Source organism: Pseudoalteromonas sp. T1lg22 (assembly GCF_002964645.1).
Taxonomy (GTDB): Bacteria; Pseudomonadota; Gammaproteobacteria; order Enterobacterales; family Alteromonadaceae; genus Pseudoalteromonas.
Window position 1 is genome coordinate 1 of sequence record NZ_PQBY01000006.1, and the last position, 25,788, is coordinate 25,788.

Annotated in this window: 21 protein-coding genes; 4 read left to right on the forward strand and 17 right to left on the reverse strand. The window is 51.5% G+C overall.

From position 1 onward, the window contains the following. Window positions 1-457: 457 nt before the first annotated feature. The gene (locus C2M24_RS02255) at window positions 458-1,315 is read right to left on the reverse strand and encodes a tetratricopeptide repeat protein (RefSeq protein WP_105213181.1); all 858 of its coding nucleotides are present in this window, start codon (window positions 1,313-1,315) and stop codon (window positions 458-460) included. A 75-nt stretch (window positions 1,316-1,390) separates the two neighbouring features. On the opposite strand from C2M24_RS02255, the gene C2M24_RS02260 reads away from it, so the two are divergent. Continuing rightward, window positions 1,391-2,710, forward strand: coding sequence for a M20 metallopeptidase family protein (locus tag C2M24_RS02260; RefSeq protein WP_442792499.1), 1,320 nt, complete (start codon window positions 1,391-1,393; stop codon window positions 2,708-2,710). Here the strand turns inward: C2M24_RS02260 and C2M24_RS02265 are convergent. Beyond that, a complete protein-coding gene (locus tag C2M24_RS02265) occupies window positions 2,707-4,629 on the reverse strand; it encodes a DNA topoisomerase III (protein ID WP_105213182.1) in 1,923 nt (640 codons plus the stop codon). The two genes, C2M24_RS02260 and C2M24_RS02265, sit on opposite strands and share 4 nt — an antisense overlap. A 276-nt stretch (window positions 4,630-4,905) precedes the next feature. On the opposite strand from C2M24_RS02265, the gene C2M24_RS02270 reads away from it, so the two are divergent. From C2M24_RS02270 to dxs, 3 genes are all read left to right on the forward strand, one after another. Beyond that, complete coding sequence (locus C2M24_RS02270) at window positions 4,906-5,145, forward strand: exodeoxyribonuclease VII small subunit (RefSeq protein ID WP_105199741.1); 240 nt, start codon at window positions 4,906-4,908, stop codon at window positions 5,143-5,145. A gap of 8 nt (window positions 5,146-5,153) precedes the next feature. Beyond that, window positions 5,154-6,041, forward strand: a complete 888-nt coding sequence (gene ispA / locus C2M24_RS02275; protein ID WP_105213183.1) for a (2E,6E)-farnesyl diphosphate synthase — start codon at window positions 5,154-5,156, stop codon at window positions 6,039-6,041. A 68-nt stretch (window positions 6,042-6,109) separates the two neighbouring features. Further along, window positions 6,110-7,972, forward strand: a complete 1,863-nt coding sequence (dxs, locus tag C2M24_RS02280) for a 1-deoxy-D-xylulose-5-phosphate synthase (RefSeq protein WP_105213184.1) — start codon at window positions 6,110-6,112, stop codon at window positions 7,970-7,972. A gap of 92 nt (window positions 7,973-8,064) precedes the next feature. On the opposite strand, the gene C2M24_RS02285 is transcribed toward dxs, so the two are convergent. The 15 genes from C2M24_RS02285 to cobO form a co-directional block, all read right to left on the reverse strand. Beyond that, the gene (locus C2M24_RS02285) at window positions 8,065-11,178 is read right to left on the reverse strand and encodes a diguanylate cyclase domain-containing protein (protein WP_105213185.1); all 3,114 of its coding nucleotides are present in this window, start codon (window positions 11,176-11,178) and stop codon (window positions 8,065-8,067) included. Window positions 11,179-11,187: 9 nt separating this feature from the next. Next, complete coding sequence (locus C2M24_RS02290) at window positions 11,188-11,673, reverse strand: phosphatidylglycerophosphatase A family protein (protein ID WP_105199773.1); 486 nt, start codon at window positions 11,671-11,673, stop codon at window positions 11,188-11,190. 2 nt (window positions 11,674-11,675) lie between these two features. After that, complete coding sequence (thiL, locus tag C2M24_RS02295; RefSeq protein WP_105213186.1) at window positions 11,676-12,653, reverse strand: thiamine-phosphate kinase; 978 nt, start codon at window positions 12,651-12,653, stop codon at window positions 11,676-11,678. A 45-nt stretch (window positions 12,654-12,698) separates the two neighbouring features. Then, complete coding sequence (gene nusB / locus C2M24_RS02300) at window positions 12,699-13,109, reverse strand: transcription antitermination factor NusB (protein ID WP_105199736.1); 411 nt, start codon at window positions 13,107-13,109, stop codon at window positions 12,699-12,701. A 9-nt stretch (window positions 13,110-13,118) separates the two neighbouring features. Next, the gene (gene ribH, locus C2M24_RS02305) at window positions 13,119-13,583 is read right to left on the reverse strand and encodes a 6,7-dimethyl-8-ribityllumazine synthase (protein ID WP_105188120.1); all 465 of its coding nucleotides are present in this window, start codon (window positions 13,581-13,583) and stop codon (window positions 13,119-13,121) included. Window positions 13,584-13,684: 101 nt separating this feature from the next. Then, on the reverse strand, window positions 13,685-14,791 hold the full coding sequence (gene ribBA, locus C2M24_RS02310; RefSeq protein WP_105199735.1) for a bifunctional 3,4-dihydroxy-2-butanone-4-phosphate synthase/GTP cyclohydrolase II: 1,107 nt from the start codon (window positions 14,789-14,791) through the stop codon (window positions 13,685-13,687). Window positions 14,792-14,808: 17 nt separating this feature from the next. Beyond that, on the reverse strand, window positions 14,809-15,465 hold the full coding sequence (locus tag C2M24_RS02315; RefSeq protein ID WP_105199734.1) for a riboflavin synthase: 657 nt from the start codon (window positions 15,463-15,465) through the stop codon (window positions 14,809-14,811). A gap of 2 nt (window positions 15,466-15,467) precedes the next feature. Beyond that, the gene (ribD, locus tag C2M24_RS02320) at window positions 15,468-16,613 is read right to left on the reverse strand and encodes a bifunctional diaminohydroxyphosphoribosylaminopyrimidine deaminase/5-amino-6-(5-phosphoribosylamino)uracil reductase RibD (RefSeq protein ID WP_105213187.1); all 1,146 of its coding nucleotides are present in this window, start codon (window positions 16,611-16,613) and stop codon (window positions 15,468-15,470) included. Between the two features lies 1 nt (window position 16,614). Then, window positions 16,615-17,064, reverse strand: coding sequence for a transcriptional regulator NrdR (gene nrdR / locus C2M24_RS02325; protein WP_105199732.1), 450 nt, complete (start codon window positions 17,062-17,064; stop codon window positions 16,615-16,617). Between the two features lie 149 nt (window positions 17,065-17,213). Then, window positions 17,214-18,470 carry a serine hydroxymethyltransferase gene (glyA, locus tag C2M24_RS02330; protein WP_105199731.1) on the reverse strand — a complete coding sequence of 419 codons (1,257 nt, stop codon included), beginning with the start codon at window positions 18,468-18,470 and terminating at the stop codon, window positions 17,214-17,216. 194 nt (window positions 18,471-18,664) lie between these two features. After that, window positions 18,665-21,760 (reverse strand): error-prone DNA polymerase, encoded by a 3,096-nt coding sequence (locus C2M24_RS02335; RefSeq protein WP_105213188.1) that lies wholly within the window; start codon window positions 21,758-21,760, stop codon window positions 18,665-18,667. Then, window positions 21,760-23,169 carry a Y-family DNA polymerase gene (locus C2M24_RS02340; protein WP_105213189.1) on the reverse strand — a complete coding sequence of 470 codons (1,410 nt, stop codon included), beginning with the start codon at window positions 23,167-23,169 and terminating at the stop codon, window positions 21,760-21,762. Before C2M24_RS02340 ends, C2M24_RS02335 begins: the two co-directional genes overlap by 1 nt. Beyond that, window positions 23,170-23,877 (reverse strand): hypothetical protein, encoded by a 708-nt coding sequence (locus C2M24_RS02345; protein WP_105213190.1) that lies wholly within the window; start codon window positions 23,875-23,877, stop codon window positions 23,170-23,172. Between the two features lie 179 nt (window positions 23,878-24,056). Beyond that, a complete protein-coding gene (locus tag C2M24_RS02350) occupies window positions 24,057-24,941 on the reverse strand; it encodes a cobalamin-binding protein (RefSeq protein ID WP_105213191.1) in 885 nt (294 codons plus the stop codon). Next, on the reverse strand, window positions 24,941-25,537 hold the full coding sequence (gene cobO, locus C2M24_RS02355; protein WP_105199726.1) for a cob(I)yrinic acid a,c-diamide adenosyltransferase: 597 nt from the start codon (window positions 25,535-25,537) through the stop codon (window positions 24,941-24,943). Before cobO ends, C2M24_RS02350 begins: the two co-directional genes overlap by 1 nt. Window positions 25,538-25,788 lie beyond the last annotated feature (251 nt).

A 25,788-nucleotide genomic window follows, 5' to 3' on the forward strand; every position in this document is an offset into this window, starting at 1 on the left:
TTACCCGGTTTCGAGTTGCTTTCGCGTCTCGAGGGCTGTGCATTCTACTCAACCCTGATTTGTTGTCAACACTTAATTTTGAGAAAGTTTTCATTTTTCAAAACTGAAGTTTTATTTGACCCCCTGAGTCGCTAGCGCCTCGCTATGCGTTGCTGCCTGCCGTCTCAGTGGGGTCGCATTATAGGGAGATTCGATTTTGACGCAACCCCTTTTTTAAAGAAAATTGCGAAAAATAGCCTTTTGCGTATCAATTGATTAATAAGCACCCAAAACCGGATGTTAAGTAGCCAAATTCAGGTCTTGAATTCAGGCCTTGTTATGATTCTTCCGTGGCAGGACTACTAAGTATTGAACAACTGCGGTAAAGATCAAGGTAGGAATCTAAAAATAATAACGGCGAGTCTAAGCTCGCCGTAGTCATATCTATACCTATATATGTAGGTACTCAAAAATAGCCCTAGTAAAGAATGCTATATAGTTTTCGACGTGACGCCGCCGCCAGGGCATCCCCCTCAGGTAGGCTGGCGATAATATCAAGATAGAACTTCTTCGCATCGGCAAAGTTAAGATCTTTCTTTAGCACTAAAAATAAAGTTTCGAGCGCTTCAGCTTTACGACCGGCATCATTAAAAGCCACCGCCAGTTTCACCTTAAGCTCCAAATTATCGCCTTGCTGCTCAATTTCCTGCTGCAATAAGCGGATCTCAGGAGAGTCTTGTGCTTGCTCTGCTTGCTCTAATTTTGCTTTGATATTGTTGTAGTAGGCGTCCTGATCCGCCAACGCTATGGTATCTAGCAAGGCTTTTGCATCATCCAACTTATGTATTTGGATGCAGATATCGGTTAGCACCAGCTTAATTCGAGCATTCTGCGGGTCGATTTCATAGGCCTGCTTGGCGTATTTAAAGGCTTCATTCAGGTTATCCGCCGCCAACGCTGCTTTAGCCTGCTGTAATAAAGCATCTTCCGGCTGTGGCAGGTGCTTTTGCAATGCTTCTTTTATTTGTTGCTCGCTTTGCGCGCCTGGCAACATATCCACCGGCGCGCCACCTTTTAATAGCACTAAGGTAGGTAATGTCTGCAAACCAATTTGCTGCGCCAACTGGCTGGCCAGCGCTTGCTGAAGGTCACAGTCCAGGGTAGCAACGATAAGATGCTGCTGATATTGCTGCGCTAAACCATCGAGAATACGTGCCTGCTCTTGGCATTCATGGCTCTGCGCCGAGTAGAAGCTCAAGGCAACGATATTGTCTTCGGAAGTTTGTCCTAAAACCTGCTGAATATTTTCAGCAGTAAGTTGAATTTGATTCGTCATGGTTAAGTTGCCATCTATTTAGAATTAGGCTTTGATATGGAGTCAAAGATCACAATTACAAGTGTAAGGAATATTATGGGTTTTCTGCAAAATATGACAATAGCGAGCACGGCGTTATTATTAACCACGGCATTGCCCGCCGGCGCCGCTATTAAGGTTAACGAGCGCCTGCCCGAGCTGGAAAAGCTCTATTTGGACTTACACCAATCCCCTGAGCTCTCGTTACAAGAACAACAAACCGGCAAGAAAATCGCCAAGCAACTAAAACGTCTAGGCTTTGAGGTGACCACAGAGGTGGGCGGTTATGGCGTGGTCGGACTGCTAGAAAATGGTGCAGGCCCTACTATTATGATCCGCACCGACACCGACGGTTTACCCATCACCGAACAAACCGGCGTTTCCTATGCTTCTAAGGTGAAGGTGCTAAATAAAGAAGGGACTGAGGTCGGCGTGATGCACGGCTGTGGTCACGATATTCACATGACCAGCTTTATTGGCACCGCCGAGCACTTGGTCGCCCACAAAGACCAATGGCAAGGCACCCTAATGATGGTGGCCCAGCCCGCCGAGGAAGTGGGTGCCGGCGCCAAGGCCATGTTAAACGAAGGGCTCTTTAGCCAGTTTGCCAAACCGGATCATATTTTAGCCCTGCATGTCAGTGCCAGTGTGCCCGCGGGTAAGGTTGCTTTAAAGCCGGAGTACACCATGGCCAGCGTCGACTCTGTTGATATTCATGTCAAAGGCAAAGGCGGCCACGGTGCTTACCCGCATACCACTATCGATCCCGTGGTGCTGGCTTCTCGTATCGTGCTGGCCTTACAAACGATCACCAGCCGCGAACTCTCTCCTCTTGAGCCTTCGGTAGTCACCGTAGGTTCAATCCATGGGGGCAGTAAGCACAATGTTATTTCCAACGAGGTCAAACTCCAGCTGACATTACGCAGCTATAACCCGGCGGTACGCGAACAACAGATTGCGGCGATTAAGCGCATTACCGCGGGTATTGCCGCCAGTGCCGGGCTTGAAGAATCACTTTACCCTGAAGTGGTGGTTCATGAGGCCGAGTCTATTCCCTCGACCTACAATAACCCGGAGCAAACCGCTCGCGTCACCCAGGCCATTAAAGCGGCCATTGGCGCCGATAATGTTGAGTTGACCGAGCCAGTCATGGCCGGTGAAGACTTTGGTTTATATGGCCGCACCGAAGACAAGCTGCCTATTACCCTATTCTGGCTAGGTGGTGTAAACCCGGATACTTATAAGAAGGCAATGAAAAACAATACCCAGTTGCCGTCATTGCATTCGAGTAAGTTTGCTCCGGATTACCAAAAGGCGATTCCAACTGGGGTCAACGCCATGAGTAATGCAGCATTGGCCTTGTTTAATAGAAACTAAGCCTGAGCTTTACTGCTTTTCGGGCGCGTGCTTTTTCTTCTCGCGCCCTTAAACTTCCTTTTTACCTGACTCTTGATATGTGAAAACTGACGACTGTCACAGGTTTTTGCTTCTTCTATTAATGCCCCTAGTTGCCCAACCAAGGGCTGCATAAAATCATCGTACTTAAGCTGTTTCTCTGCAATTTGTGCCAAGGCCATTTCCCAATGAGCGGTCATATCCGGTGTTGAAAGGGTGTCAGGCAAGGCATTGATCAGCGCCACACCCGTTTCTGTGGCAACAATGGTCTTGCCACTGCGAGCAAGGAAGCCACGGGTAAACAATAACTCGATAATGCTGGCGCGGGTCGCCTCTGTACCCAGACCATCGGTTTCCCGCAGCACCTTACGGATATCCGGGTCTTTCACATAGCGGGAAATAGCAGTCATCGCTGCAAGCAAGGTGGCATCGGTAAAATGCGCCGGTGGTGTGGTGTTTTTATCTAATCGCCGCGCATCCTCGCACAGTACCTGCTGACCCAGGCTTAAAGGCGGTAAGCTAGGCGCTTCTTTTTCTTCTTTATTGGGCAATAACACCTTAAAGCCGCGTTCTATCTCTTCTTTGGCCTTGGTAGTGAACGTGCCGCCGGCTATCTCTGCTTCCACATCGGTTTGGTGATAACGGTAGGCCGGCATAAATTGCATCACGTACTGGCGACAGATCAGCTCATAAACACGACGCTCCGTTTCTGTGAGCTGCGCCGAGGTCTTTTTATTGGTCGGCACTATGGCATGGTGAGCGGCAACCTTGGCATCGTTAAAGCAACGTGCTTTTCTTAACGGATCCGCGGTAGCCAGCTGCTCTTTTGAAAACACGCCGTTGGCAATCACGCTATCGATAATGTCAGGCGCCTGCTGAAAATGATCCTTAGGCAAATACCTATTATCCGAGCGTGGATAGGTGATCAAGGTATGTTTTTCATAAAGACTTTGGCACGTATCAAGTACCGCTTTGGCTGGCAACCCGAAGCGCTTGGCGGCATCGATTTGCAGTGCCGACAGGTTATAAGGCAAGGGCGCCTGCTCTTGTTTTTCAGCCCTTTTGACCTGAGTGATCAATCCATGCTGCCCCTTGATACGGGAAACAACGTTATCGGCCAAGGCCTTGACTAATACCCGACCCTGCTCGTCCTGATAAGGTTGGCAGGCTTCGCTGGGTTGCCACTTTAAGGTAAAGCCTTGTTGCTCTTGAGTGCGCATCAGGGCTTCTACTTCATAGAAGGGCTTGCTGACAAATTCGTTAATTTCTTTATCCCGCGCTACCACCAAGCCAAGGATGGGCGTTTGTACCCGGCCAACGGAGAGCACACCCTTATAGCCGCCTTTTTGGCCCGCAAGGGTATAGGCCCGGGTGAGGTTCATGCCAAACAGCCAATCGGCACGGGAGCGCGCCAAGGCCGAGACGCTAAGTGGAATAAATTCCGCGTTGGCACGCAATTGTCCAAGGGCCTTTTTCACTGCGGGTAAATTTAGGTCACTGATCAGTAAACGCTGAATACTTTGCTTTTTAGCCGTGCTCACATTGGCTTGGGAGATCACCTCATCGACTAAGAGTTGCCCTTCCCTGTCGGGGTCGCCAGCATGAACAATTTGCGAAGCTTGCTTGATCAGCTTTTTAACTAGGGTAAGTTGTTTGCGGGTTTTGCTCTTGGCTTTAAGCTGCCATTGCTGTGGCACTATGGGTAGATGCTGTACTTGCCACTTTTTATAAGCGGCATCATAGTCATCGGGCTCAGCCTGCTCTAATAGATGACCGATACACCAGGTCACGCAATCGCCGTTGCCCAGCTCGATATAGCCGTCTTTTTTGTTATGGGGTTTAGGTAAAGCGGCAGCAATGGCACGCCCAAGGGAAGGTTTTTCGGCAATATATAGCTTCATAGCACAACAACTGTTCATCCATACAGTAAGAAAGAGTGTAGTGCATTTTTAATTTTGATGAAAGAATATTAAGAGCAAGTGCTCACTAAGTAACGCGCACCCATGCTTTAAATTGCTACCGAGCCACTTCAAGTACTTAACCCTTTATTTAAAATCCGCAGATTAAAAACAGCTACACTGGCTCTAAGTGGTCGAAAATCATCACCGCCTTTGACCTGGTCACGGAATCCCCCTAAAATTGGCGCTCTTAGCAATTCAGTAACGAGAGCGCAGGCAATGGCCCAAAAAAAACCAGAAAACCTCACCTTTGAGGACGCAATCAATGAACTGAGCCAAATTGTCACTGAGATGGAACAAGGCGATATGCCGCTGGAACATTCTTTAAAGCAGTTTGAACGTGGTATCAGCCTGGCCAATGTCTCGGCGCAAAAACTGGATCATGCACAGCAAAAGGTAAGCATGCTGATGAGTAATGATCTCGACAGCGAATTAACGCCTATGGACCCTCAAGAGTAATAGTCACTGTGGAATTAAAACAAGCCTTAGCGCAAGCGCAGCAAGACGTAGTGCACACCCTGGAAAACTATTTCCACAGCCAGCAAGATGCCCAACCAAGGATCCTCGCGGCCAGCCAATACAGCGTACAAAATGGCGGTAAACGACTGCGTCCGTTTTTGGTTTATTGCGTCGGCTCCATGCTCGGTGCCAACAAGGGCGATCTTGATAAGGCCGCCGCGGCCATCGAATGTATTCACAGCTATTCCCTTGTGCATGATGACTTGCCAGCCATGGACGACGATGAATTACGCCGTGGTCGCCCCACCTGCCATATTGCCTATGATGAAGCCCATGCCATTTTGGCCGGTGACGCCTTGCAGAGCATCGCCTTTGAACTACTAAGCAGCAGCGACTTTAACCTAGAGGCTGGCGCGCAAATTCGCCTGGTACAAAGCCTAAGCCGAGCGTCTGGTTTGCTCGGCATGGTCGGCGGCCAGGCCCTGGACATAGCCGCAACAGGAAAAGACATCAGTTTAAGCGAGCTTGAGCAGATACATAATGCTAAAACCGGTGCGCTCCTAAGCTGCGCCATCGAGCTTGGCTATTTATGCGCCCCCAAGGGCGACAGCGATACGCAAGCGGCACTGCAAAAATACGGCAAGGCCATCGGCCTGGCATTCCAGGTGCAAGACGATATTTTAGATATAGAAGGCGACACCCAGACCCTGGGCAAACCGCAGGGCTCGGATGAGGCCGCCAGTAAAGCCACCTACCCGGCTCTGCTTGGCTTAGATGGCGCAAAAGCCAAACTACAGCAGCTCTATGACGAGGCCATTACCGCCCTCGATAACCTGCCCTATGACACCAGGATGTTGGCGCAACTGGCGCAATACATCATCGCCCGAGATCATTAAAAATTACTACAGATGGCCGTGCCCATTTTGATATACTCGGGCCATCGCAGTGAAGGATAATAAAACGCATGAATTTGGATAGTAGCAAGTATCCCCTTTTAAATCAGGTCGATGAACCTGCACAACTGCGCGACCTGGCTCAAGATAAGCTAGGCGCGTTTAGCTATGAATTGCGGGACTACCTACTGAACTCCGTATCACAAAGCAGTGGCCATTTTGCCTCAGGTTTAGGCACGGTGGAGCTGACTGTGGCGTTGCATTATGTCTATAACACGCCATTCGACCGCTTGATCTGGGATGTGGGTCACCAGGCCTATCCGCATAAGTTGATCACAGGTCGTCGCGAGCAAATGCACACCATCCGCCAAAAAGATGGCCTGCACCCTTTTCCTTACCGTGGCGAAAGCGAGTACGACACCTTTAGTGTGGGTCACTCAAGTACCTCGATTTCTGCGGCGTTAGGCATGTCGATTGCGGCGCAAAAAGAAGGTAAAGGACGTAAAACCGTAGCCGTGATCGGCGATGGTGCTATTACCGCAGGTATGGCCTTCGAAGCCATGAACCACGCCGGTGATGTGAAGTCGGATATGCTGGTGATCCTCAACGATAACGAGATGTCTATCTCGGAAAACGTGGGCGCCCTGAATAACCACTTCGCTCGTATTCTTTCCGGCAGCTTTTACACCAATATTCGTGAAGGCGGCAAAAAGCTGCTCTCCGGTCTGCCGCCGGTCAAAGAGCTGGCCAGCCGCATGGAAGAGCACCTGAAAGGCATGGTGATCCCTGGCACCTTTTTCGAGGAGCTGGGCTTTAATTATATCGGCCCCATTGATGGCCACGACGTTAATATGCTTGTCGACACCCTGCGCAATATGCGCAACCTTAAGGGTCCGCAGCTACTGCACGTGAAAACACAAAAAGGTAAAGGTTATAAGCCTGCCGAAGCCGATCCTATCGGTTACCATGCGGTGCCCAAATTCGACCCAAGCGAAAGCAAGTTACCCAAGTCAAAGCCTGGCGCGCCGACCTTTTCCAAGGTCTTTGGCGACTGGCTATGCGATATGGCCGCCGAAGACAGCCGCCTGATGGCCATTACCCCGGCCATGCGTGAAGGCTCAGGCATGGTGCGTTTCTCCAAGGAATACCCAGAGCAGTATTTTGATGTGGCCATTGCCGAGCAGCATGCTGTGACCTTAGCCGCCGGTTTTGCCTGCGAGCAATTAAATCCTGTGGTGGCGATTTACTCATCTTTCTTACAGCGCGCCTATGATCAGCTGATCCACGATGTTGCCCTGCAAGAGTTACCTGTGTTATTTGCTATCGACCGTGCCGGTGTGGTTGGCGCCGATGGTGAAACTCACCAGGGCACCTATGATTTAAGCTTCTTACGCTGCATTCCTAATATGGTGATCATGGCTCCGGCCAATGCCAACGAATGCCGCAACATGCTTTACACCGGCCACAAGCTGGATAAGCCGGCAGCGGTGCGCTATCCCCGTGGCAGCGCCGGTGAGGGTGAATTCGATGCACAAATGCAAGCGCTTGAAATTGGTAAAGGCCGTGTGCTTCGTCAAGGTAAAGGTGTGGCCATACTGTCATTCGGTACCCTACTCGAGTATGCCGAGCCAGCCGCCGAAGCACTGGATGCCACCTTGGTAGATATGCGTTTTGTTAAGCCACTGGATACGGCGCTGATTGATGAATTAGCCGCTACCCATGAGCACTTGGTGACCTTGGAAGACAATGTGATTGCCGGTGGTGCCGGCTCAGCGGTGAGCGAATATCTGGCACAAAGCAAGCAGCTTAAGCCGGTATTACACTTAGGCCTGCCGGATGTCTTTATCAAGCACGGCACCCAGCAGGAAATGCACGCAGAGCTTGGCCTGGATAGCGCCGGTATCGAGCGACAAGTTAAAGCTTGGTTAGCGTAACTAGCAAAGCTAAATAAAAGCAAAAAGGAGCGATATCGCTCCTTTTTTCTGTCCGTGTTTTGGCTCATAGAGGCCAATGACTTAGCTCTGGCTTAACGCATCCAAATCTTAATATCCGCCAGGGACGAGCTCTGCAGCGTCGCTATCTGCTCATCAAGATTCTCGCTTTGCTCGAACTCAAAGGCATCAAGCTGATCATCAAATTCGATATGTGCACAGCCATCACCGCCGCGCTTTTTCACTTGATGCAGGGCGATATCCGCCAGATTCACAGAGGTTTCCCACCCGATCACCTGGCCGCCTAATAAAGGCATGGGATAGCAGGACCAGCCCAGGGAGGCGCTGAGGTTAATCTTTTTACCATTAGGCAGTAAGAAGCTCTTACTGGCGATGGACTTACACAGATTACGCACAAAGAGATTAACCTGATCGACCTCAAAGTCACGCAGCAGCAATAAGAACTCATCGCCACTCCAGCGCGCCACATAGTCCGACCCTTGAGTACAGGAGTTAAGCAGGGTGGCCATTTGCTGCAAGCAGCTATCGCCGCTTAGTGGCCCGTAGGCATCATTTATACGCGAGAAGTTGTCGATATTGACGATTACCAGCACCAGGGCACGACCCTGCTTTTGCAAGGACTCTGCATTGCGCTGATAGTGCTCTATATCCTTGGGCAGCTGATCGAACAAGAAGCGGCGGCTTCGCAGCCCGGTCAGCTCGTCGGAATGGCTCACTAACTTCAACTGAGAGTTAACCTGATTGAGCTTGTCGTTGGCGTCACGCAGCTCCAGGGTGCGCTCTTCCACCAAGCTTTCCAACGCCGCCTGTTTACGTCGCTCCTGTGCCCTAAAGACCCACAGCAACAGATACAAAATAAAGAAGAAGCAAGAAACGATCAGCAAACGAAAGTAAATGGTTTCATCAAACCGACGTGGCACGGTAAAGGCATACTCTGCGCTGCTGGCCTCTTGCCAATTGCCGCTGGTGCGCTTGGCTTCAAGTTGAAAGACAAAAGGCCCGGGCGGTAAATTGGTATAAATGGCCTCGCGGCGATTGTTGGCGTAGCGCCAGTCATTGTCCAAGCCCTGTAAGCGATAGCGAAACTCCACTTCCGCCGGCGCATAAAAGTCGATGGCGGTGTAGCTGATGGTAAGGTCGCGCTCATCGGTATCAAGCACTGGTTTCTTGCCCAAGGCACCCGTGTAAAGGGTGCGTCGTGGCGTAGCTATGCTTTCCACCTGAGGAGCTAGAGGATCCTGGCCAAACAGCTGCACGCTTTTGGGAATTTCCACCACCCCCTGCAAACTGGGGTACCAAATCGAACTGCCATTATCGGCAACCGCATCATGGCCTAAACCGGCACAGCACTGGCTGGCCTTACCGTCTAATTGGCGGTCGTAGGAGGAGATCACCTGCTCCACCTGCAAGTTGCCTATTTCATCGGAGAATTGCTCCACCGGCATGCGATACACACCCTTCATGGTGCTGACCCAGACCCGCTGCAGATCTTTGTCATAATGCAAACTAAAGATGGAGCCATAAGGCAGACCGTTAGAAACATCAAGCTGATGCCAACGCCCCTTGGTACTGCGATAGAAAAGGCCATCATTGAGTGAGCCAACTAAAGTGCCCACCCCGTCTATTTCTAAGATACTGGTGACATAAGCGCTCTCAAGGGCGGTGTTATCACCGGCACGCTCTATGCCCTTGTCGGAGAAGATATAGCCGCCCTGACTGGTGCCGATCAGGCCGTATTTGCCCTTATCGACGACAAAGGTGATAAATTTACTGTCGAGCACCGCATTATAGTTAAAGGGAGTCAGCCCCTTATAACCAAGGCGATACATGCCGCGACCAGTACCAAACCAAAGCCCACCGGCGCTGGCCTCACTAATGGCAAACACAGGGTTAAGACGCAGCTCGCGCGCTTCTATATTAAAGAGTTCTTCATTTTCAAAATAGAGGACACCGCGGTCGGTGGCGATATAGAGGCGCTCGCCGACAAAATGCATATCGTGCACGGCGCTGCGTCTGAGCTTGGCGCGAGGAATACGATTAACGAAGTTATTGTCCTGATCGAAATAGCCGACTCCAGAGCGGTTGGCAACCCAAAGTTGCCCCTTGGGAGAGAGGGTCAGCGCCATCACGGCTTCGGTCATGCTTGATAAGGCATTGTGGCGCTCTACCCGCCCGGCATGCGCCAGCCACAAGCCTTCACTAAAACTGGCCAGCCAAATATTATTTTGATCGTCACGGTAAATGTCTGAAAACCAGATGCTTTGATCCAGTGCTGCCGGCTCCACCCACTGCCACTCTTTGGAGTTATCGCGATACAAAAGGCGGCCATAGGTCGAAATCCACAACGCCCCATCGGAGTCACTCATAAACTTATAAACGGCGGCATTACTGGCGTTTGGCAAGGCAAAAGGACGTAATTCATCGTCTATATCAAGGAAATAGGCGCCGAGCTCGGACGCCAGATAAAGAGTGCCTTCAAGCCAGGCCAAATCATGAATTATGGTTTGTGCCAAGCGCTCGGGTAAGGTCACCCGGGCGGTGATTTTTAAGCGCAGCCTGGATGATGAGGACGACATATTGGTTAGGCGCAAGAGGTGATTTTCACTGACCAACCAAACACCTTGCGGCGCCAGCGCCATCTTACTGACGGAAATCTGGTTAATCGCAGTTAAGCGGCTTTGCATGCGGCCGCTGCGGCGGCGCTGCTCTTCGTCAAGGTGGAAGGCAATTTGGTTACGCTCGATATAAAAAAGTTCGCTGGCGGCAACCCAGATATTGCCCTTGTCATCTTGCAAGATATCGCGCACCGGACCGCTAATGCCGAACTGAAAGTAGTTCATCGAGTTGGGGTCGAGCACAGAAACCCCTTTCTTGGTGCCGATCCACAGCAGGCCTTCTTTATCTATCAGCAGCTTGTTAATGGCATTGCTGCTTAGGAAGTTGCTGTTTTGCTCATTAAAGTTGGTGAAGTGCTCGCCATCGAAGCGACTGAGGCCGAACTGGGTGCCGACCCAAATATAACCCTGATTGTCCTGGGTCACACTCTTTAAGGATTGCGAAGGCAAGCCATTACGTGTGTTCCATTGTTTGACTACATAATCGGTAATAGATGCCGACGCCGTTGATGTTATCAGCGTCGCCGCCAGCAGCAAAAGTGACTGTAAAAACCGCAGCAATGTCACACCCATGTTCAAAACTTATAGTCCAGGCAAATAACCTACTTTAATTAACGCCTGTAGGCAAATTAGAGAGCAAATCCCGGCCAAAATATCGTCTGCCATAATGCCCAAACCACCGTGTAGGCGTTTATCCAGCATGCGTATCGGTCCTGGTTTGGCGATATCGAAGAAGCGGAATAATAAGAAGCCAACCAAAAGCGTTTGCCAATTCAGCGCCGCACCTATCATGGTGATATAAAAACCAGCCACCTCATCCCAGACGATTGCCGGGTGATCGTGTACGCCCAAATCATCAGCTGTTTTGCCACAGGCCCAGATACCCAGCACAGAGATCACCACCGCAAACACCAGTTGCAGCCACAGCGGAAAGTTCATGGTCATAAAGATAAAGGGCAAGGCGGCAAAGGTGCCGACAGTGCCAGGCGCCTTGGGGCTTAAACCCAGGCCAAAGCCAAGACCTAAGAACTGATGGCCACGGCGTAAATTATAGCTGTTACTGGTCATGCTTAGCATGCGTCATCCTCGGCAAAATGTTCAAATCCCATGGCGCTGATATCCAGCTTATGCTCACCATCAAAGACGTCGACTTTGCCTTCGCCACCGCGGATCTGGCCGATACACACGGCATCGATACCATACTGGTTAAGCTTGTTATCGAGCATGGCCTTGTGGTTCTCCGGTACCGTATAAAGCAGCTCGTAATCGTCGCCATAGGCCAGGATATACGGCCATTTGGCTTCACCCTCGATACTTTGGCGGAACGCCTCAGTGGTAGGGATCTTATCGGCCTGTATGGTGGCACTGACCTGAGACATCTCAAGGATGTGCTCTAAGTCCGCCAATAAACCATCGGAGATGTCGATGGCGGCACTGGCATAACCGCGCAGCACCTGCCCCGCAGCAACGCGCGGCGTCGGGTATTCAAGCTTATGAGTTAATTTTTTCAGCCACTCCGGGTCTATGTCCAGGTGTTGCTTGCGTGCTTCCACCGCCAATCCGGCATCCCCAAGCGGGCCGGTGACATAAATCCAGTCGCCTGGCTTGGCACCACTGCGGGTAATAGCCTTGCCTTCGGGAACCGTGCCCTTGGCACAAACGGTTACCGTAAGCGGCCCTTGAGTGGTATCACCCCCTATGATCTGGACATTAAAATACTCGGCAATTTCATGCATGCCCGCAGTAAATTCTTCCAGCCATTGCGCATCGGCATGAGGCAAGGTTAAAGCCACCGACACCCAGGCCGGCTCGGCGCCCATGGCCGCCAAGTCGCTCAGGTTTACGGCGATGGCTCTATGTCCCAAGGCTCGTGGTGACATATCTTCAAAGAAATGCACGCCACTGACCATGGTGTCTGTGGTGACCGCCAACTGGCTGTTTTGCGGCACTGTGACTAGAGCACAGTCATCCCCAATACCCAAGTTAACGTCGCGACGACTGATGCCACGGCCTTTAAAGTAGCGATTAATTAATTCAAATTCTTGCATACACAAAAAAGCCGGCCTGAGCCGGCTCTCCTTGTTGTCAGGTGCTTAGCTACGCAGTTCCTTGACCGCCTTATCCAGCACACCATTAACGAATTTATGGCTGTCTTCGGCACCAAAAGTTTTTGCCAATTCAATGCCTTCGTTAATCGCTACCTTGTAAGGTACGTCTTCACGGAACTTTAACTCATACGCGCTTAGACGCAGAATGGCTTTCTCAACCATGTCGATGTCTTCGTAAGGACGCGTTAGGTGCGGAGCCAAAATGGTGTCCAACTGTTTAAAGTTAACGGCCACGCCACGAGCGAGATCTTTAAAATACTCTACATCAACCTTAGAAATGTCGTTCTCAAGCAACATATTCTGTTCGATGTCGGCAATGGCATTGCCACTCATTTGCCAAGAGTAAACGGCCTGTAGGGCCAATACGCGCGCTTTGCGTCTAGCTGCTGGTTTCACTGTGAACCCTTAAATTTTGTCTAAAACATTAACCATTTCTAGGGCACTTAGTGCAGCTTCGCCACCCTTGTTGCCCATTTTTGTACCAGCACGCTCAATGGCTTGCTCTATGCTTTCCGTGGTTAATACACCAAAAGCAACTGGTACATCATACTCTAGCGATACTTGTGCCAGACCCTTGTTCGACTCACCGGCAACCAGATCGAAATGCGGTGTGCCGCCACGAATAATAACGCCAAGGGCGATAATGGCATCGTGCTCGCCTTTAGCGGCAAGACGCTTAGCCACAAGTGGTAACTCAACGGCGCCCGGTACGTAAACTACTGTGATGTCGTCGTCACTGACGTTGCCAGTGCGCTTTAACTCATCCACCGCGCCATCAAGTAGGCTGCTGCCAATGAAGTCATTAAAACGTGAAATCACGATGGCAAATTTTTTGCCCGGTGCAAACTTGTTACCTTCAATAATTTTCATTTATAAACCTTTATTGATATTGCCAACGCGTGATGCGGGGCGAATTAGGGGGTATCGCAAAATTGCCGCGCATCATACCATAACTGAAAAAAAATAGCTGCTTATTCTGGCTGTACGTATTCAACCACTTCAAGGTGGAAGCCTGACAGCGCGTGATACTTCTTCGGCATGCTCATCAGGCGCATCTTGGTAATGCCCAAATCCGCAAGGATTTGCGAGCCAATGCCCACGGTACGCGAGGTGCCCTGGAATTTACGATGATTGGCCTGCTGACCTTCATCTTCCATGGCAAACGCCTTGACCATGGCTTCGATATCCTCGCTGCACTCTTGTTTGCCAAGAATAACCAGTACCCCTTCATTTTTGGCAATGTAATCCATGGCCTTAGAAAGCGTCCAGCTGCGATCGGCACCGCGATCGGATAGCAGAATGTCGTTAAAGGTACTTTGCAGGTGCACACGCACTAAGGTTGGGTCGTTAATTTCACCCTTCACCATGGCATAGTGAAGCTGACCATCGATAGTGTCTTTGTATGTTACCAGCTCGAACTCACCATGCTCGGTCGGCAGCTTACACTGGGCAACCTTCTCAATGGTGGTTTCATTAAGGTTACGGTACTCAATCAGATCGGCAATGGTGCCCATCTTAATACCGTGCTCCTTAGCGAACACTTCCAGCTCTGGGCGTCGGGCCATGGTGCCATCTGGGTTCAGGATTTCGACAATTACAGACGACGGCTCAAGACCGGCCAGACGGGCTAAGTCACAACCTGCTTCGGTATGACCTGCTCGGGTTAAAACGCCTCCTGGCTGGGCCATAATCGGGAAAATATGCCCAGGCTGAACGATATCCTCGGCTACCGCGCCTTTGGCCACGGCGGCCTGCACCGTGCGCGCACGGTCGGCGGCAGAAATACCTGTGGTCACACCCTTGGCGGCCTCAATAGACATGGTGAAGTTGGTCGAGAACTGGGCACCATTGTTTTTCACCATCAGCGGCAGTGCCAATTGCTCACAACGCTCTTGTGTCAGCGTTAAGCAGATCAGGCCGCGGCCATAGGTCGCCATAAAGTTAATCGCATCAGCACTGATGTGCTCGGCGGCAATAATCAGGTCGCCTTCGTTTTCACGATCTTCGTCGTCCATCAAGATGACCATTTTGCCATTTTTAATGTCTTCGATGATCTCCGCTGCGCTATTCAAACTCATATCTTGCCCACTATGTGTTATTTGATAAATCCGGCCTGCACCAGCAGGCTTTCGGTTACTGTTGATTCTGCTTTCGGAGCTTGCGCCCCTTGAATTAGGCGCTCCAAGTAACGCGCTATTTGATCGACCTCGAGATTGACCTTAGTGCCAACCTGAAATTCGGCGATCGTGGTTTGTGCCAGTGTGTGCGGCACTATGGTTAATTTAAACTGGTTGCCGTCGATTTCATTAACGGTCAAACTGGCGCCGTCGATGCACACCGAGCCCTTGTAGGGAATATATTTCATCAGCGCTTCCGGCGCCGCTAGCCAATAGTCGATGGCGCGGGCATTAGGGCTGACTTTTACCACCTCGGCAATGCCATCCACATGGCCGGAAACCAGGTGCCCGCCCAGGCGTGAAATCGGCTGCAGAGCCTTTTCTAAATTGACCCGCTGGCCGCGCTGATAATGCGCAAAACGCGTCAGTGACAAGGTCTCTTTTGAGACATCGGCACTAAAACCATCGCTGAATTTTTCAGTAACGGTCAAACAGACGCCATTGGTAGCGATACTGTCGCCAAGCGCGACGTCACTCATGTCCAAGTTGTCACTTTGTACGCGCACGCTTAAGTCGCCATCAACCAAGGTCAGGGAGCTGAGCGTGCCCGTTGCTTCAATAATGCCTGTAAACATGGCTATTCTACTCTAAGTTGTTCTAAGGTAAGGCGAATATCCTCACCAACTGGGGTCATATCGCTAAAGTGCAGGGTTGGCACTTGAGTCATGGCCGTAAAGGGGCCCATAGTTAACAAGCCTTTGGCATCACTGCCCATTAATTTTGGCGCAATATAAACAATGTAGCTATCAATAAGTTGCTGCTGCGCCATGGCACCGGCCAGGGTCGCCCCCGCCTCCAGCCAAACTGAGTTAATCTCGCGCTGCGCCAGCTCCGCCAGCAAGGCGTCGAGATTAACCTGCCCATTTTCAAGGCCTTCGCACATCAACTCGGTTACATTGTTGGGCCACACGGACTGTTTATCAAGCTCTTTGCGCGTCACACTGGCTGTGCGTGAGCGCACTAATAATATCTCGCCGGGCTGTTGAAAAAGCGCTAAATCCGGGGTCAGCCGATAACGGCTATCTAAGATCACCCGCAGCGGCTGGCGCACCTCCGGCAGCACATACTCGGCCAGTTGCGTGTCGTCCAAACGCACATTGAGCTTAGCGTCATCCACCAGCACGGTATCGGCGCCACTTAAAATGGCACAGTGCTGGGCGCGAAACGCCTGCACATCTTTACGTGCCTCGGGGCCGGTGATCCATTTACTCTCACCATTGGCCAGGGCGGTTTTACCGTCCAGGCTGGCGGCCAGCTTACAGGTAACATAAGGGCGCCCGGTGCGCATGCGCTTTAAAAAGCCGAGGTTTAGCTTTTCAGCTTCATCGCCAAGCAAACCAGATGCGACTGCTATGCCCGCCTCGGCCAGCATCTTCATGCCGCGACCACTGACCTGTGGATTAGGGTCTTGCATGGCACAAATGACTTTTGCCACCTTGGCCTTGATCAGGGCGCCAGCACAGGGACCGGTACGGCCGGTATGGCTGCAGGGCTCCAGGGTTACATAAGCGGTAGCGCCTTCGGCCTTGTCACCGGCCGCCGCAAGTGCATGCACCTCAGCATGTGCTGTCCCCGCTTGTTGGTGAAAACCTTCACCGATAATCTGACCATCTTTAACCAGCACACAGCCGACATTGGGATTGGGTGTGGTGGTGAATCGACCTAGATACGCCAGCTCAATGGCCCGGCGCATATAACGCTTATCGTCCGCACTGAAGATCATCTTAGTCTCCTAGGCGGGCGATTTCTTCACCGAATTCACGGATATCTTCAAACGAGCGATAGACAGAAGCAAAGCGCACATAAGCGACCTTATCCAGACCCTTCAACGCTTCCATAATGCATTCGCCTATCAGTTGCGAGCTGACTTCACGCTCGCCAGTGGCGCGAATTTGCGATTTAATTTGATGCACCACCTCATCGATTTGTTCTGTTTTTACTGGTCGACGTTCGAGGGCGCGATGCAGGCCATTTTGCAACTTGTCTTCATTAAAGGGCTCACGGGAACCATCACGCTTGATCACCCGTGGCATCACTAATTCCGCCCCTTCAAAGGTGGTAAAACGTTCGTGACAGTCATTGCATTCGCGACGACGACGAACCTGGTGGCCACCACCGACCAGACGTGAGTCAATTACCTTGGTGTCTTTAGCGCTGCAGAAAGGACAATGCATAGTGAATGGGGTTCCTGTAGATAACAAAAAGGCCGCAAGCTACTGCATCGTGTTTACTGTGCACATTAGCACCCCATAAACACGAAAAGGCCGCAAAAATTGCGGCCTTTATCATACACAAATGTTTGTGTAATAGCTATTTCACACTGTTATGCGTAAACAGGGAACTTAGCGCAAATTGCTTTCACTTTTTCTTTCACTTGTGCCTGAACATCAGTGCTTTCGATATTGTCTAGTACGTCACAGATCCAACCAGCTAGCTCTTTCGCTTCGGCTTCTTTGAAACCACGGCGAGTGATAGCCGGAGAACCGATACGTAGACCAGAAGTTACGAACGGTGAACGCGGATCGTTTGGTACCGAGTTCTTGTTTACCGTGATGTTGGCATTGCCAAGGGCAGCATCGGCATCTTTACCTGTGATGTCTTTGTCGATCAGGTCAAGAAGGAACAAGTGGTTGTCGGTTTTGCCCGAAACTACCTTGTAACCGCGCTCTTGTAGCACTTCAACCATGGCTTGAGCATTAGCAACAACCTGCTGCTGGTATGCTTTAAATTCAGGCTGTAGCGCTTCTTTGAAAGCAACCGCTTTAGCCGCGATTACGTGACATAGAGGACCACCTTGGCCACCTGGGAATACGGCGCTGTTTAGCTTTTTGTAGATCTCTTCGTCACCACAGTTAGAAACGATTAGACCACCACGAGGACCAGCAAGCGTCTTGTGCGTAGTGGTTGTTACCACGTGCGCGTAAGGCACTGGGCTTGGGTATACACCAGCGGCGATAAGGCCAGCAACGTGAGCCATATCAACAAACAGGTAAGCACCTACTTTGTCAGCGATTTCACGAAAACGTTTCCAGTCAACGATACCTGAGTAAGCAGAGAAACCACCGATGATCATTTTTGGCTTGTGCTCAAGCGCTAGCGCTTCAACCTGATCGTAATCGATTTCACCGGTTGCTTCGTTTAGGCCGTACTGAATAGCGTTGTACATTTTACCTGAGAAGTTTACGTGTGCACCGTGAGTCAAGTGACCACCGTGTGCCAGGCTCATGCCTAGTACGGTATCGTGCGGCTGAAGAAGCGCTTGGAAAACAGCGGCGTTTGCTTGTGAACCCGCGTGCGGCTGTACGTTTGCATACTCGGTGCCGAATAGCTCGTTCGCACGGTCAATAGCCAGTTGCTCAACCACGTCAACATGCTCACAACCACCGTAGTAACGCTTACCTGGGTAGCCTTCTGCATATTTGTTAGTTAGCTGTGAACCCTGTGCTTCAAGTACGCGAGGGCTACAGTAGTTTTCTGATGCGATAAGCTCGATGTGCTCTTCTTGGCGAGCTACTTCTGCGTTCATCGCATTAGCTAATTCTGGGTCAAAGTCTGCAATGTTCATGTTACGTTCTAACATGCTGTCTCCTAGGTGCAACGTGATTGTCGATATGAAAGGCCGCTATTGTACGCTTAAACGGCGCGTTTGCCTATTGGCTAAGGTTGAGCTTATTTAAACAGGGATTGAATTTTTTTCACAGCCCTAAAAAAATGATATTTTTTTATCTAATACATAAAAATTTAAAATAAATAAAACGAAAGTCATTTTTATTACTAATGAAAAAATCGACTCTTTAGAATTAAAGCCGGTAATTTATCACTGTGGTCGATTAAACGCCCAGCAATCACATGCACCACCCCTTTATGATGCTCCACCACACCTTTAACCTCCAGCAGGCGAGCCGTTAAAAACGCTTTTTGCTGCGCCTTGGCGGTGGCCAGCCACACCACCACATTGATATTGCCGGTGTCATCTTCCAGGGTTAAAAAGGTCACCCCCGCGGCCCTGCCCGGCGACTGACGCCCGGTGACCAAACCGGCAATGGTGACACTGGCGCCATTACGGCATTGGCTTAATTCGCTGGCTTTCTTGGCACGGGTAAACAAGCCTTGTTGACGTAAATAGGTTAATGGATGCGCTCCCATATTAACGCCCATACTGGCGTAGTCTTCCAAGGTATCCTGGATGCCGCTGGGCGCCGCCAAGACCGCCGCTTCCTCCATAATGCTTTCATCGTCGGCAAAGAGGGGCAAACGCTGCTGTTTATCCATAATTTGCCAGCGGCTGTTAAACCTGTCCTTGGCAATGGCCGCCAGGGCGTTGCTGCTGGCCAGCGTTTCCAGCTCCCCTTCTTGTAAACCATGATGGTAAAGCTCGCTAATGCTGCGATAGCCCGACGTAGGGCGCTGCGCAATCAGCTTATCTGCACTTGCCGCGCTAAAGCCCTTGATACAGCAAAAACCCAAACGCACGGCAACATGCTCGCCCTGGCGTATGACTTGATGCTCCCAGAGGGAGTGATTTACGTCTACGGCCAGTATGTTGATATTGTGACGCCGAGCATCCTGAACCAATTGGTCGAGGGAATAAAAGCCCATGGGTAAGCTGTTTGCCAAGGCACAGAAAAACACCTCAGGATAATAGTATTTTAAATAGGCCGACACATAGGCCAATACCGCGAAACTGGCGGAGTGGGACTCGGGAAAGCCATACTCGCCAAAACCACAAATTTGCTGATAGATACGCTCGGCAAACTGATAGTCATAACCACGCTGCAGCATGCCATCGATCAGCTTTTGTTTGAACTGGGTCAGCTCACCGTCGCGTTTCCACTTGGCCATGGCGCGGCGCAGTTGATCGGCCTCGCCCCCACTAAACCCAGCAGCAACCATGGCCACCTTGATCACCTGCTCCTGGAAAATGGGCACTCCCAAAGTGCGCTTTAATACCTGCTCTACCTGCTTGGAGGGGTACTCCACCGCTTCATCTCCGTCACGACGGCGTAAATAGGGATGCACCATGTCCCCTTGAATCGGCCCGGGACGCACAATGGCGATTTGGATCACCAGGTCGTAATAACAACGCGGCTTCAGGCGTGGCAGCATGCTCATTTGCGCCCGCGATTCAATTTGAAACACGCCCACGGTATCGGCCTTTTGCAACATGGCATATACCTGAGGGTCATCCCCCAGGCGAGTAATATCGGCAATGCTAATACTGTGCTGATAGTGCTTTTCCAAAAGCTTAAAACTGCGTTGAATAGCGCTCAACATACCCAAGGCCAGCACATCCACCTTAAGCAGTTTTAAACTCTCCAGATCGTCTTTATCCCACTGGATCACGGTGCGCTCAAGCATGGCGGCATTCTCAACGGGCACCAGCTCATGCAGCGGTCCTTCGGAGATCACAAAGCCACCCACATGCTGTGACAGATGCCGGGGAAAGCCCTTTATTTCATCCACCAAACGGAAAAAATGCCGGTTAATGGTTGCCTCAGGATCCAGGCCGAGTTGGATCAGCTGCGCCTGCCATTGCCCACCGCCGTGGCGGCGATTAAGCTGCTTAATATAATAATCGAGCTGAGTGTCGCTAAAGCCAAGGGCCTTGCCCACATCGCGCATAGCACTTTTTAAGCGATAGGTGATCACGGTCGCGGCCAGGGCGGCGCGCTGCCGACCATATTTTTGATAAATGTATTGGAACACCTCCTCGCGCCTTTGGTGTTCAAAGTCGACATCAATATCCGGCGGCTCGTTGCGCTCTTTGGAGATAAAGCGCTCGAACAAAACATCGATCTGTCTGGGATCGACGGCGGTAATTTCCAGGCAATAGCAGACCACAGAGTTCGCCGCAGAGCCCCGTCCCTGGTACAAGATATCGCGACGTTTGGCGAATTGCACTATATCGTGAATAGTCAAAAAGAAGGGCTCATAGCCTTGCTCGGCAATAAGCGCGAGCTCTTTGTCTATGGTGGCTTGGATCGCCGGCGGCGCCGCCCCCTTAAAACGCTTCCGCGCCCCTTGTTCTACCAGAGATTTAAGATGTTCGCTGGCGCTTAGACCTTGCGGCACCAGTTCATAGGGGTACTGATAACTGAGCTCATCCAGATTAAAGGTGCAACTTTGCGCAATCTGCTCACTGGTTGCCAACTGGGCCGGACTAAACAGCTTTGCTAATTTGTCCAAAGGGCGCAAAGCCCGCTCGGCATTGGCTAACAGGCTCTGTCCTAGCGAAGACACGGTTTGCCCTTGCTTAATGGCGCTGAGCACATGCTGTAAAGGCAGGCGCTCCGGCGTGTGCATTAGCACGGCACCGAGCGCCACTTCGCTTATCTGCCATTGCTCGCTCAGGGTGCGTATATAGGCCAATTGCTCAGGTTCAAAGCCATTGAGCTCACGGCGCACACCTAAGTAAAGCTGTTCGCCATAATGGCGTTGCAACCAGGGCCCCCACTCTTTATCCGCCGTTTTCGCTGCTTCGCTGCGCCCATGTACGAGCCAGATCAGGATGCAGCCCTTCAGGGTTTTTAAATCCCATTCACTGAGTTGATAGCGCCCTTTTTCACAGCGCCTGCGGGCATTGGTGATCACCCGACAGAGCTGGCTGTACGCCGACTTGGTGGGGCACAACACCACCAGCTCTAATTCCTCGTAGCAAAGGTAACTACCAACGATCAGCTTAATGGGCAATTGCTGCGCCTTGATGTGGCTATGGGCCCTGACCACCCCCGCCACCGAACATTCATCACATAAGGCCAGGGCGCTGTAACCCAGCTCCGCGGCCCTGCCTACCAGCTCTTCCGGGTGTGAGGCCCCGGTTAAAAAGCTGAAATTACTTTGACAAAATAATTCACTGTACGTGCCGGCCATCAGGCAAAATACCCCTGAATAAACCAGCCCTTGTGTTTATCCCTAAACACCCAGCACAACTGGCCTCGACTGTTTTCACCGATATAGTAATCGCGCTCTAACTGCGCTTGCTGCCACCAATGACTTTGGATCCTCTCCGGGCCGCGCAGTAAACAAAGTTGCTCCTGTAAGGGGGTGGGTTCGATCATAAAGTTGGGTCGCAAGAGGGCCTGCGGTGATGCGGGCAGCCCATCTTGATAAGGATGCAAGGTGGCCTCCTGCACCTGAGTAAATTCGGGGATATGCGCCCGCCCCGGTTGCAGACGATAGCAATGCTGCGGCCCTAAACGGGCGTTAAGCAAACTCAGCAGTTGTTGCTTTGCCAGCCCCTGCTGGCGCTTGGCAAAAAGGTTTTCGCTGTGACCGTCGGCGCTGACAAATTCCTCGCACTGCAAACGTATGGCAATGACCGGCGCCGGCAGCACTAAAGCCGCCAGCTTAATTTCCAACAAGGCCTGCCAGGGAGCCAGCTGTCCTTGTGGCTCAACACTGTCTAAGCAGAGTTCCAGTGCCGCTTGCTCGCGAAAAAAAAGACTAAAAACCAGGCGTTGAGTATGCAATTGATGCTGGCGCAGATAACGACACAAACACTCACACAACTGAGTTAAGGGCCGCAACAGACGCTCACTGTTATCGTTTTCAAAATTCAGCTCCCGGCTTTCACTAAAGCTCTGGGTTGGCTGGTAAAAGCGATAATACCCGGACTTTTTCGCCAGGCCCGCATGGGGCAGTTGCCCCTGTAGACGGGTTAAATAATCCACCACCTCATAATGAAAGCGCTGGCGCAGCTGACTCATGGGCAGGGCTAGGAGCTGCTCGACCCGCTCAATGCCTAAGCGCGCCAATTGCTGCTTATGTTCGACTGCGAGTAAGAGATCCGTCACCTCAACGCGGGCAAGATGCTGGCGACAGACGCTTGCCTCATCACTGATAAAGTTCAGTTGCTCGCGGGCCAAGAGCTCCGCCGCCTCCATGCTCTCTCCCGAGGCATAGTAAAAATGCGGCACAAAGGCACGAATGACCGGCGCTAAGGCGCCAAAAAGCTGCTCTGTACTGGGATAGAGAGCCCGCATACTGGTGGCCACCACAATCAAACAATCACTGCCGGCTAGGATGATGTCGCCACAGACTTGATAGCAGTGCGCCGCGAGCTCCTGCAATAATTGCCGCTCCAGCTCAGGCTCGTAGGGATACACTTGTAAGGTGGCGCACAGCGCCGCGGCACTGGCCAGGCCCATACCCAAGCGCACACCCAGACGCTGCGCCGCAGCATTTACTTGCACCACATGCTCTTTGGCCACCAAGACCGCAGGCTCCTGCAACTGCCGACGCTGCAATTGCAAGTGCGCACAATACACAGCCAAATACATTTACCCTACCTCGTAATGCTGGGCAGCCGGTTGCAGCTGTGTCAAAGATGACGCCATTTGTTTGTGGCTATGGCGGAGAAAGGGCCAGAGCTGCACCTTACTCAAGGTCACCTCGCCACGGGCAAAACGCCCTTGCTGACGCAATAAAACAAGCTGCAAGCCTTGTTGCCGCTGTTGCAATCGCATACTGATTTGCACCGGTAAGGCTGCGCTTTGACACTGATAATCCACAAGCACCAAAAGCGCCTGCGATTGCTGACACGCCAGGCTAAAGCGCCGCGCCTGAGTAAAAGACAGACCTTGATGCCACAACCACACCAGGGCACAACTGCTGCTGCGACAGCATTGCTCTGCGGCCCACAGCGCATGCGCCGTACTTTGCGGGCGTAAAATCAGTAAGCGGGCAGGAGCAACACCTTGGGCAAGCAACCATTGGATACAGGGCTCTGCCGGCGGATTAATGAGCACCACCAGGCCTTGCTCGCGCGCCTTCACCAACGCCCCCTGTAGCAGGGTAAATTCGCCTATGGCCGGCTCGCTGCTAAGGTGGATCACCCCGCTCTGCGGCCAGCCGCCACCAAGCAGCCGATCCAGGGCCGAAAAACCACTGCTAAGCACCGCCTCGCTTTCTTGCTGCTCAGCGCCCCGGTCTTGATTGGCGCTGAAGATCAGTCCTTGATGGTGCATCGCTGCTAAAGTTGTGTTCATCCACACCACCTCAAAATACTGTATATAAATACAGTATAAATGATTTTCGCGGATGCACAAAGGATCGATTTTATTCGAGCAAAAAGACAGGTGCAGGGTCTTGCCAGGAGGAAGAAAACAAAAAAGCCCAGCGTGTTGGGCTGGGCTTGTAAGAAACTGAAAAAGCTAAAAACACCTTATTACGAATTAATAGCCAGGCATAGTTTGCTAATGCCATCGAGTATTCGGGTGCTGTAGCGATGCAGCAAATCGGCGTCGATGGCGCGGATCGCCTTATTTTGTACCGCCGGGATCATGCCCCATTGTTGCCACTGCTGGGTTTGTTCGGCGGCATTTTTTTCACTGCTTAAAACAATAATATCCGGCTGCGCCAGAGCAACATTTTCGACACTGATCTGCGGATAGTCGGTGCTGTTATCGGCGAAGGCATTCTCGCCGCCACACAGGGTAATCGCCTTGCCAATCAAGGTGTTGTTATTGACCGTCATCATGGGCGCCGACCAAAGTTGATAAAACACCTTGGGCTTTTGCCCCTCACTGCGCCGATAATCTTGTTGCAAGCGCTGATAACCTTGCTCAAATTGTGCGGCCACCCGCTCGCTCTGAGACACATTACCGGTGAGCTTTCCTAGTTGTCGCAACTCGGTGGCAATGTCCTCCACCCCTTGTATGTTACTGATATACAAGGGCACCCCTAAGCGTTCCAGGGTTTCCACATCGGCGGCCTTATTGCCGCCTTGCCACACCACTACCAAGGTGGGTTTTAATGCCAGTATTTTCTCTATTTGCACCCCGTAATAGCCGCCAACACGAGACAAGGCCTTGGCCTGCTCCGGGTAGTCAGCATGATCGACGCTGGCCACTAGATGCTCGCCGGCGCCTATGGCATAGAGGTTTTCCACTATATGGGGAGAGAGGGCGACAATACGCTGCTGTACCGCCGTAGGCTCTTCACTTGCAGCCGCACTTGCACCCGCACTTGCAGCCGTACTTGCACTCGTACTTGCAGCCACACTGGCAAAAAAGAGCGCCGTAAAGGTCGCTAACCAGCGAGAGATGCCCATTAGTAATCAAACCCTGCGCGTGCCTTAATCCCGGCATCGAAGGCGTGTTTCACATTGCGCACCTCACTGACGGTGTCGGCAAGCTCCACTAAACGACGGTGGGCACCACGCCCGGTGACGATCACAGATTGCATTTTCGGTCGATTTGCCAGCGCCTCCAGTACCTCGTCTAAATCGATATAGTCATAGGTCAGCATATAAGTGAGCTCATCGAGCAGGACCAGATCTAGGCTCTCGTCGGCGAGAAATTGCTTGGCCTGTTGCCAGGTTGCCTGCGCCGCCTGAGTGTCGGCCTCACGGTTTTGCGTTTCCCAGGTAAAGCCGGTTTTCATTACCGCAAAAGGCACACCCACCTGCTCCAGCAGGTTGCGCTCGCCACACTCCCAAAGACCCTTAATAAACTGTACTACCGCCGCTTTTTGCCCATGACCGACACAGCGTGCCACGGTACCAAAGCCGGAGGTCGACTTGCCTTTGCCATTGCCGGTGATCACCTGCAATATGCCCTGCTCCGTTTGCGCCTGCTCAATACGCTTATCCACTTCGGCCTTTACTTTTTGTTGGCGCTTTTGATGCTGCGCATTTTTATCCGTCATGCCACGACTCCATGAACTAAATTAGATTACTGATATCAAGGTGCGATTATCACACCCCGACAGGGGCTCGTTTTATTGTTTATGCCTGTCGGCTCTATACCGCACCCATTATACCCATTCACAACGCACATTTTTACTTGCGAGAATACTGACAATATTGCAATGACCAAGATGCCCAACTTATCTCCCGTCGCCAATATAAGGACGTCGAGCATCAAAGTTGTGAGAACTAAGTCTTTATTATTAAGTGA

Excerpts from the sequence above, each read along its gene's own strand:
- C2M24_RS02255 (WP_105213181.1), bottom strand. The coding sequence starts at position 1,315 with ATGACGAATCAAATTCAACTTACTGCTGAAAATATTCAGCAGGTTTTA.
- C2M24_RS02260 (WP_442792499.1), top strand. The coding sequence starts at position 1,391 with ATGGGTTTTCTGCAAAATATGACAATAGCGAGCACGGCGTTATTATTA.
- C2M24_RS02265 (WP_105213182.1), bottom strand. The coding sequence starts at position 4,629 with ATGAAGCTATATATTGCCGAAAAACCTTCCCTTGGGCGTGCCATTGCT.
- C2M24_RS02270 (WP_105199741.1), top strand. The coding sequence starts at position 4,906 with ATGGCCCAAAAAAAACCAGAAAACCTCACCTTTGAGGACGCAATCAAT.
- dxs (WP_105213184.1), top strand. The coding sequence starts at position 6,110 with ATGAATTTGGATAGTAGCAAGTATCCCCTTTTAAATCAGGTCGATGAA.
- C2M24_RS02285 (WP_105213185.1), bottom strand. The coding sequence starts at position 11,178 with ATGGGTGTGACATTGCTGCGGTTTTTACAGTCACTTTTGCTGCTGGCG.
- C2M24_RS02290 (WP_105199773.1), bottom strand. The coding sequence starts at position 11,673 with ATGACCAGTAACAGCTATAATTTACGCCGTGGCCATCAGTTCTTAGGT.
- thiL (WP_105213186.1), bottom strand. The coding sequence starts at position 12,653 with ATGCAAGAATTTGAATTAATTAATCGCTACTTTAAAGGCCGTGGCATC.
- ribH (WP_105188120.1), bottom strand. The coding sequence starts at position 13,583 with ATGAAAATTATTGAAGGTAACAAGTTTGCACCGGGCAAAAAATTTGCC.
- ribBA (WP_105199735.1), bottom strand. The coding sequence starts at position 14,791 with ATGAGTTTGAATAGCGCAGCGGAGATCATCGAAGACATTAAAAATGGC.
- C2M24_RS02315 (WP_105199734.1), bottom strand. The coding sequence starts at position 15,465 with ATGTTTACAGGCATTATTGAAGCAACGGGCACGCTCAGCTCCCTGACC.
- ribD (WP_105213187.1), bottom strand. The coding sequence starts at position 16,613 with ATGATCTTCAGTGCGGACGATAAGCGTTATATGCGCCGGGCCATTGAG.
- nrdR (WP_105199732.1), bottom strand. The coding sequence starts at position 17,064 with ATGCATTGTCCTTTCTGCAGCGCTAAAGACACCAAGGTAATTGACTCA.
- glyA (WP_105199731.1), bottom strand. The coding sequence starts at position 18,470 with ATGTTAGAACGTAACATGAACATTGCAGACTTTGACCCAGAATTAGCT.
- C2M24_RS02335 (WP_105213188.1), bottom strand. The coding sequence starts at position 21,760 with ATGGCCGGCACGTACAGTGAATTATTTTGTCAAAGTAATTTCAGCTTT.
- C2M24_RS02340 (WP_105213189.1), bottom strand. The coding sequence starts at position 23,169 with ATGTATTTGGCTGTGTATTGTGCGCACTTGCAATTGCAGCGTCGGCAG.
- C2M24_RS02345 (WP_105213190.1), bottom strand. The coding sequence starts at position 23,877 with ATGAACACAACTTTAGCAGCGATGCACCATCAAGGACTGATCTTCAGC.
- C2M24_RS02350 (WP_105213191.1), bottom strand. The coding sequence starts at position 24,941 with ATGGGCATCTCTCGCTGGTTAGCGACCTTTACGGCGCTCTTTTTTGCC.
- cobO (WP_105199726.1), bottom strand. The coding sequence starts at position 25,537 with ATGACGGATAAAAATGCGCAGCATCAAAAGCGCCAACAAAAAGTAAAG.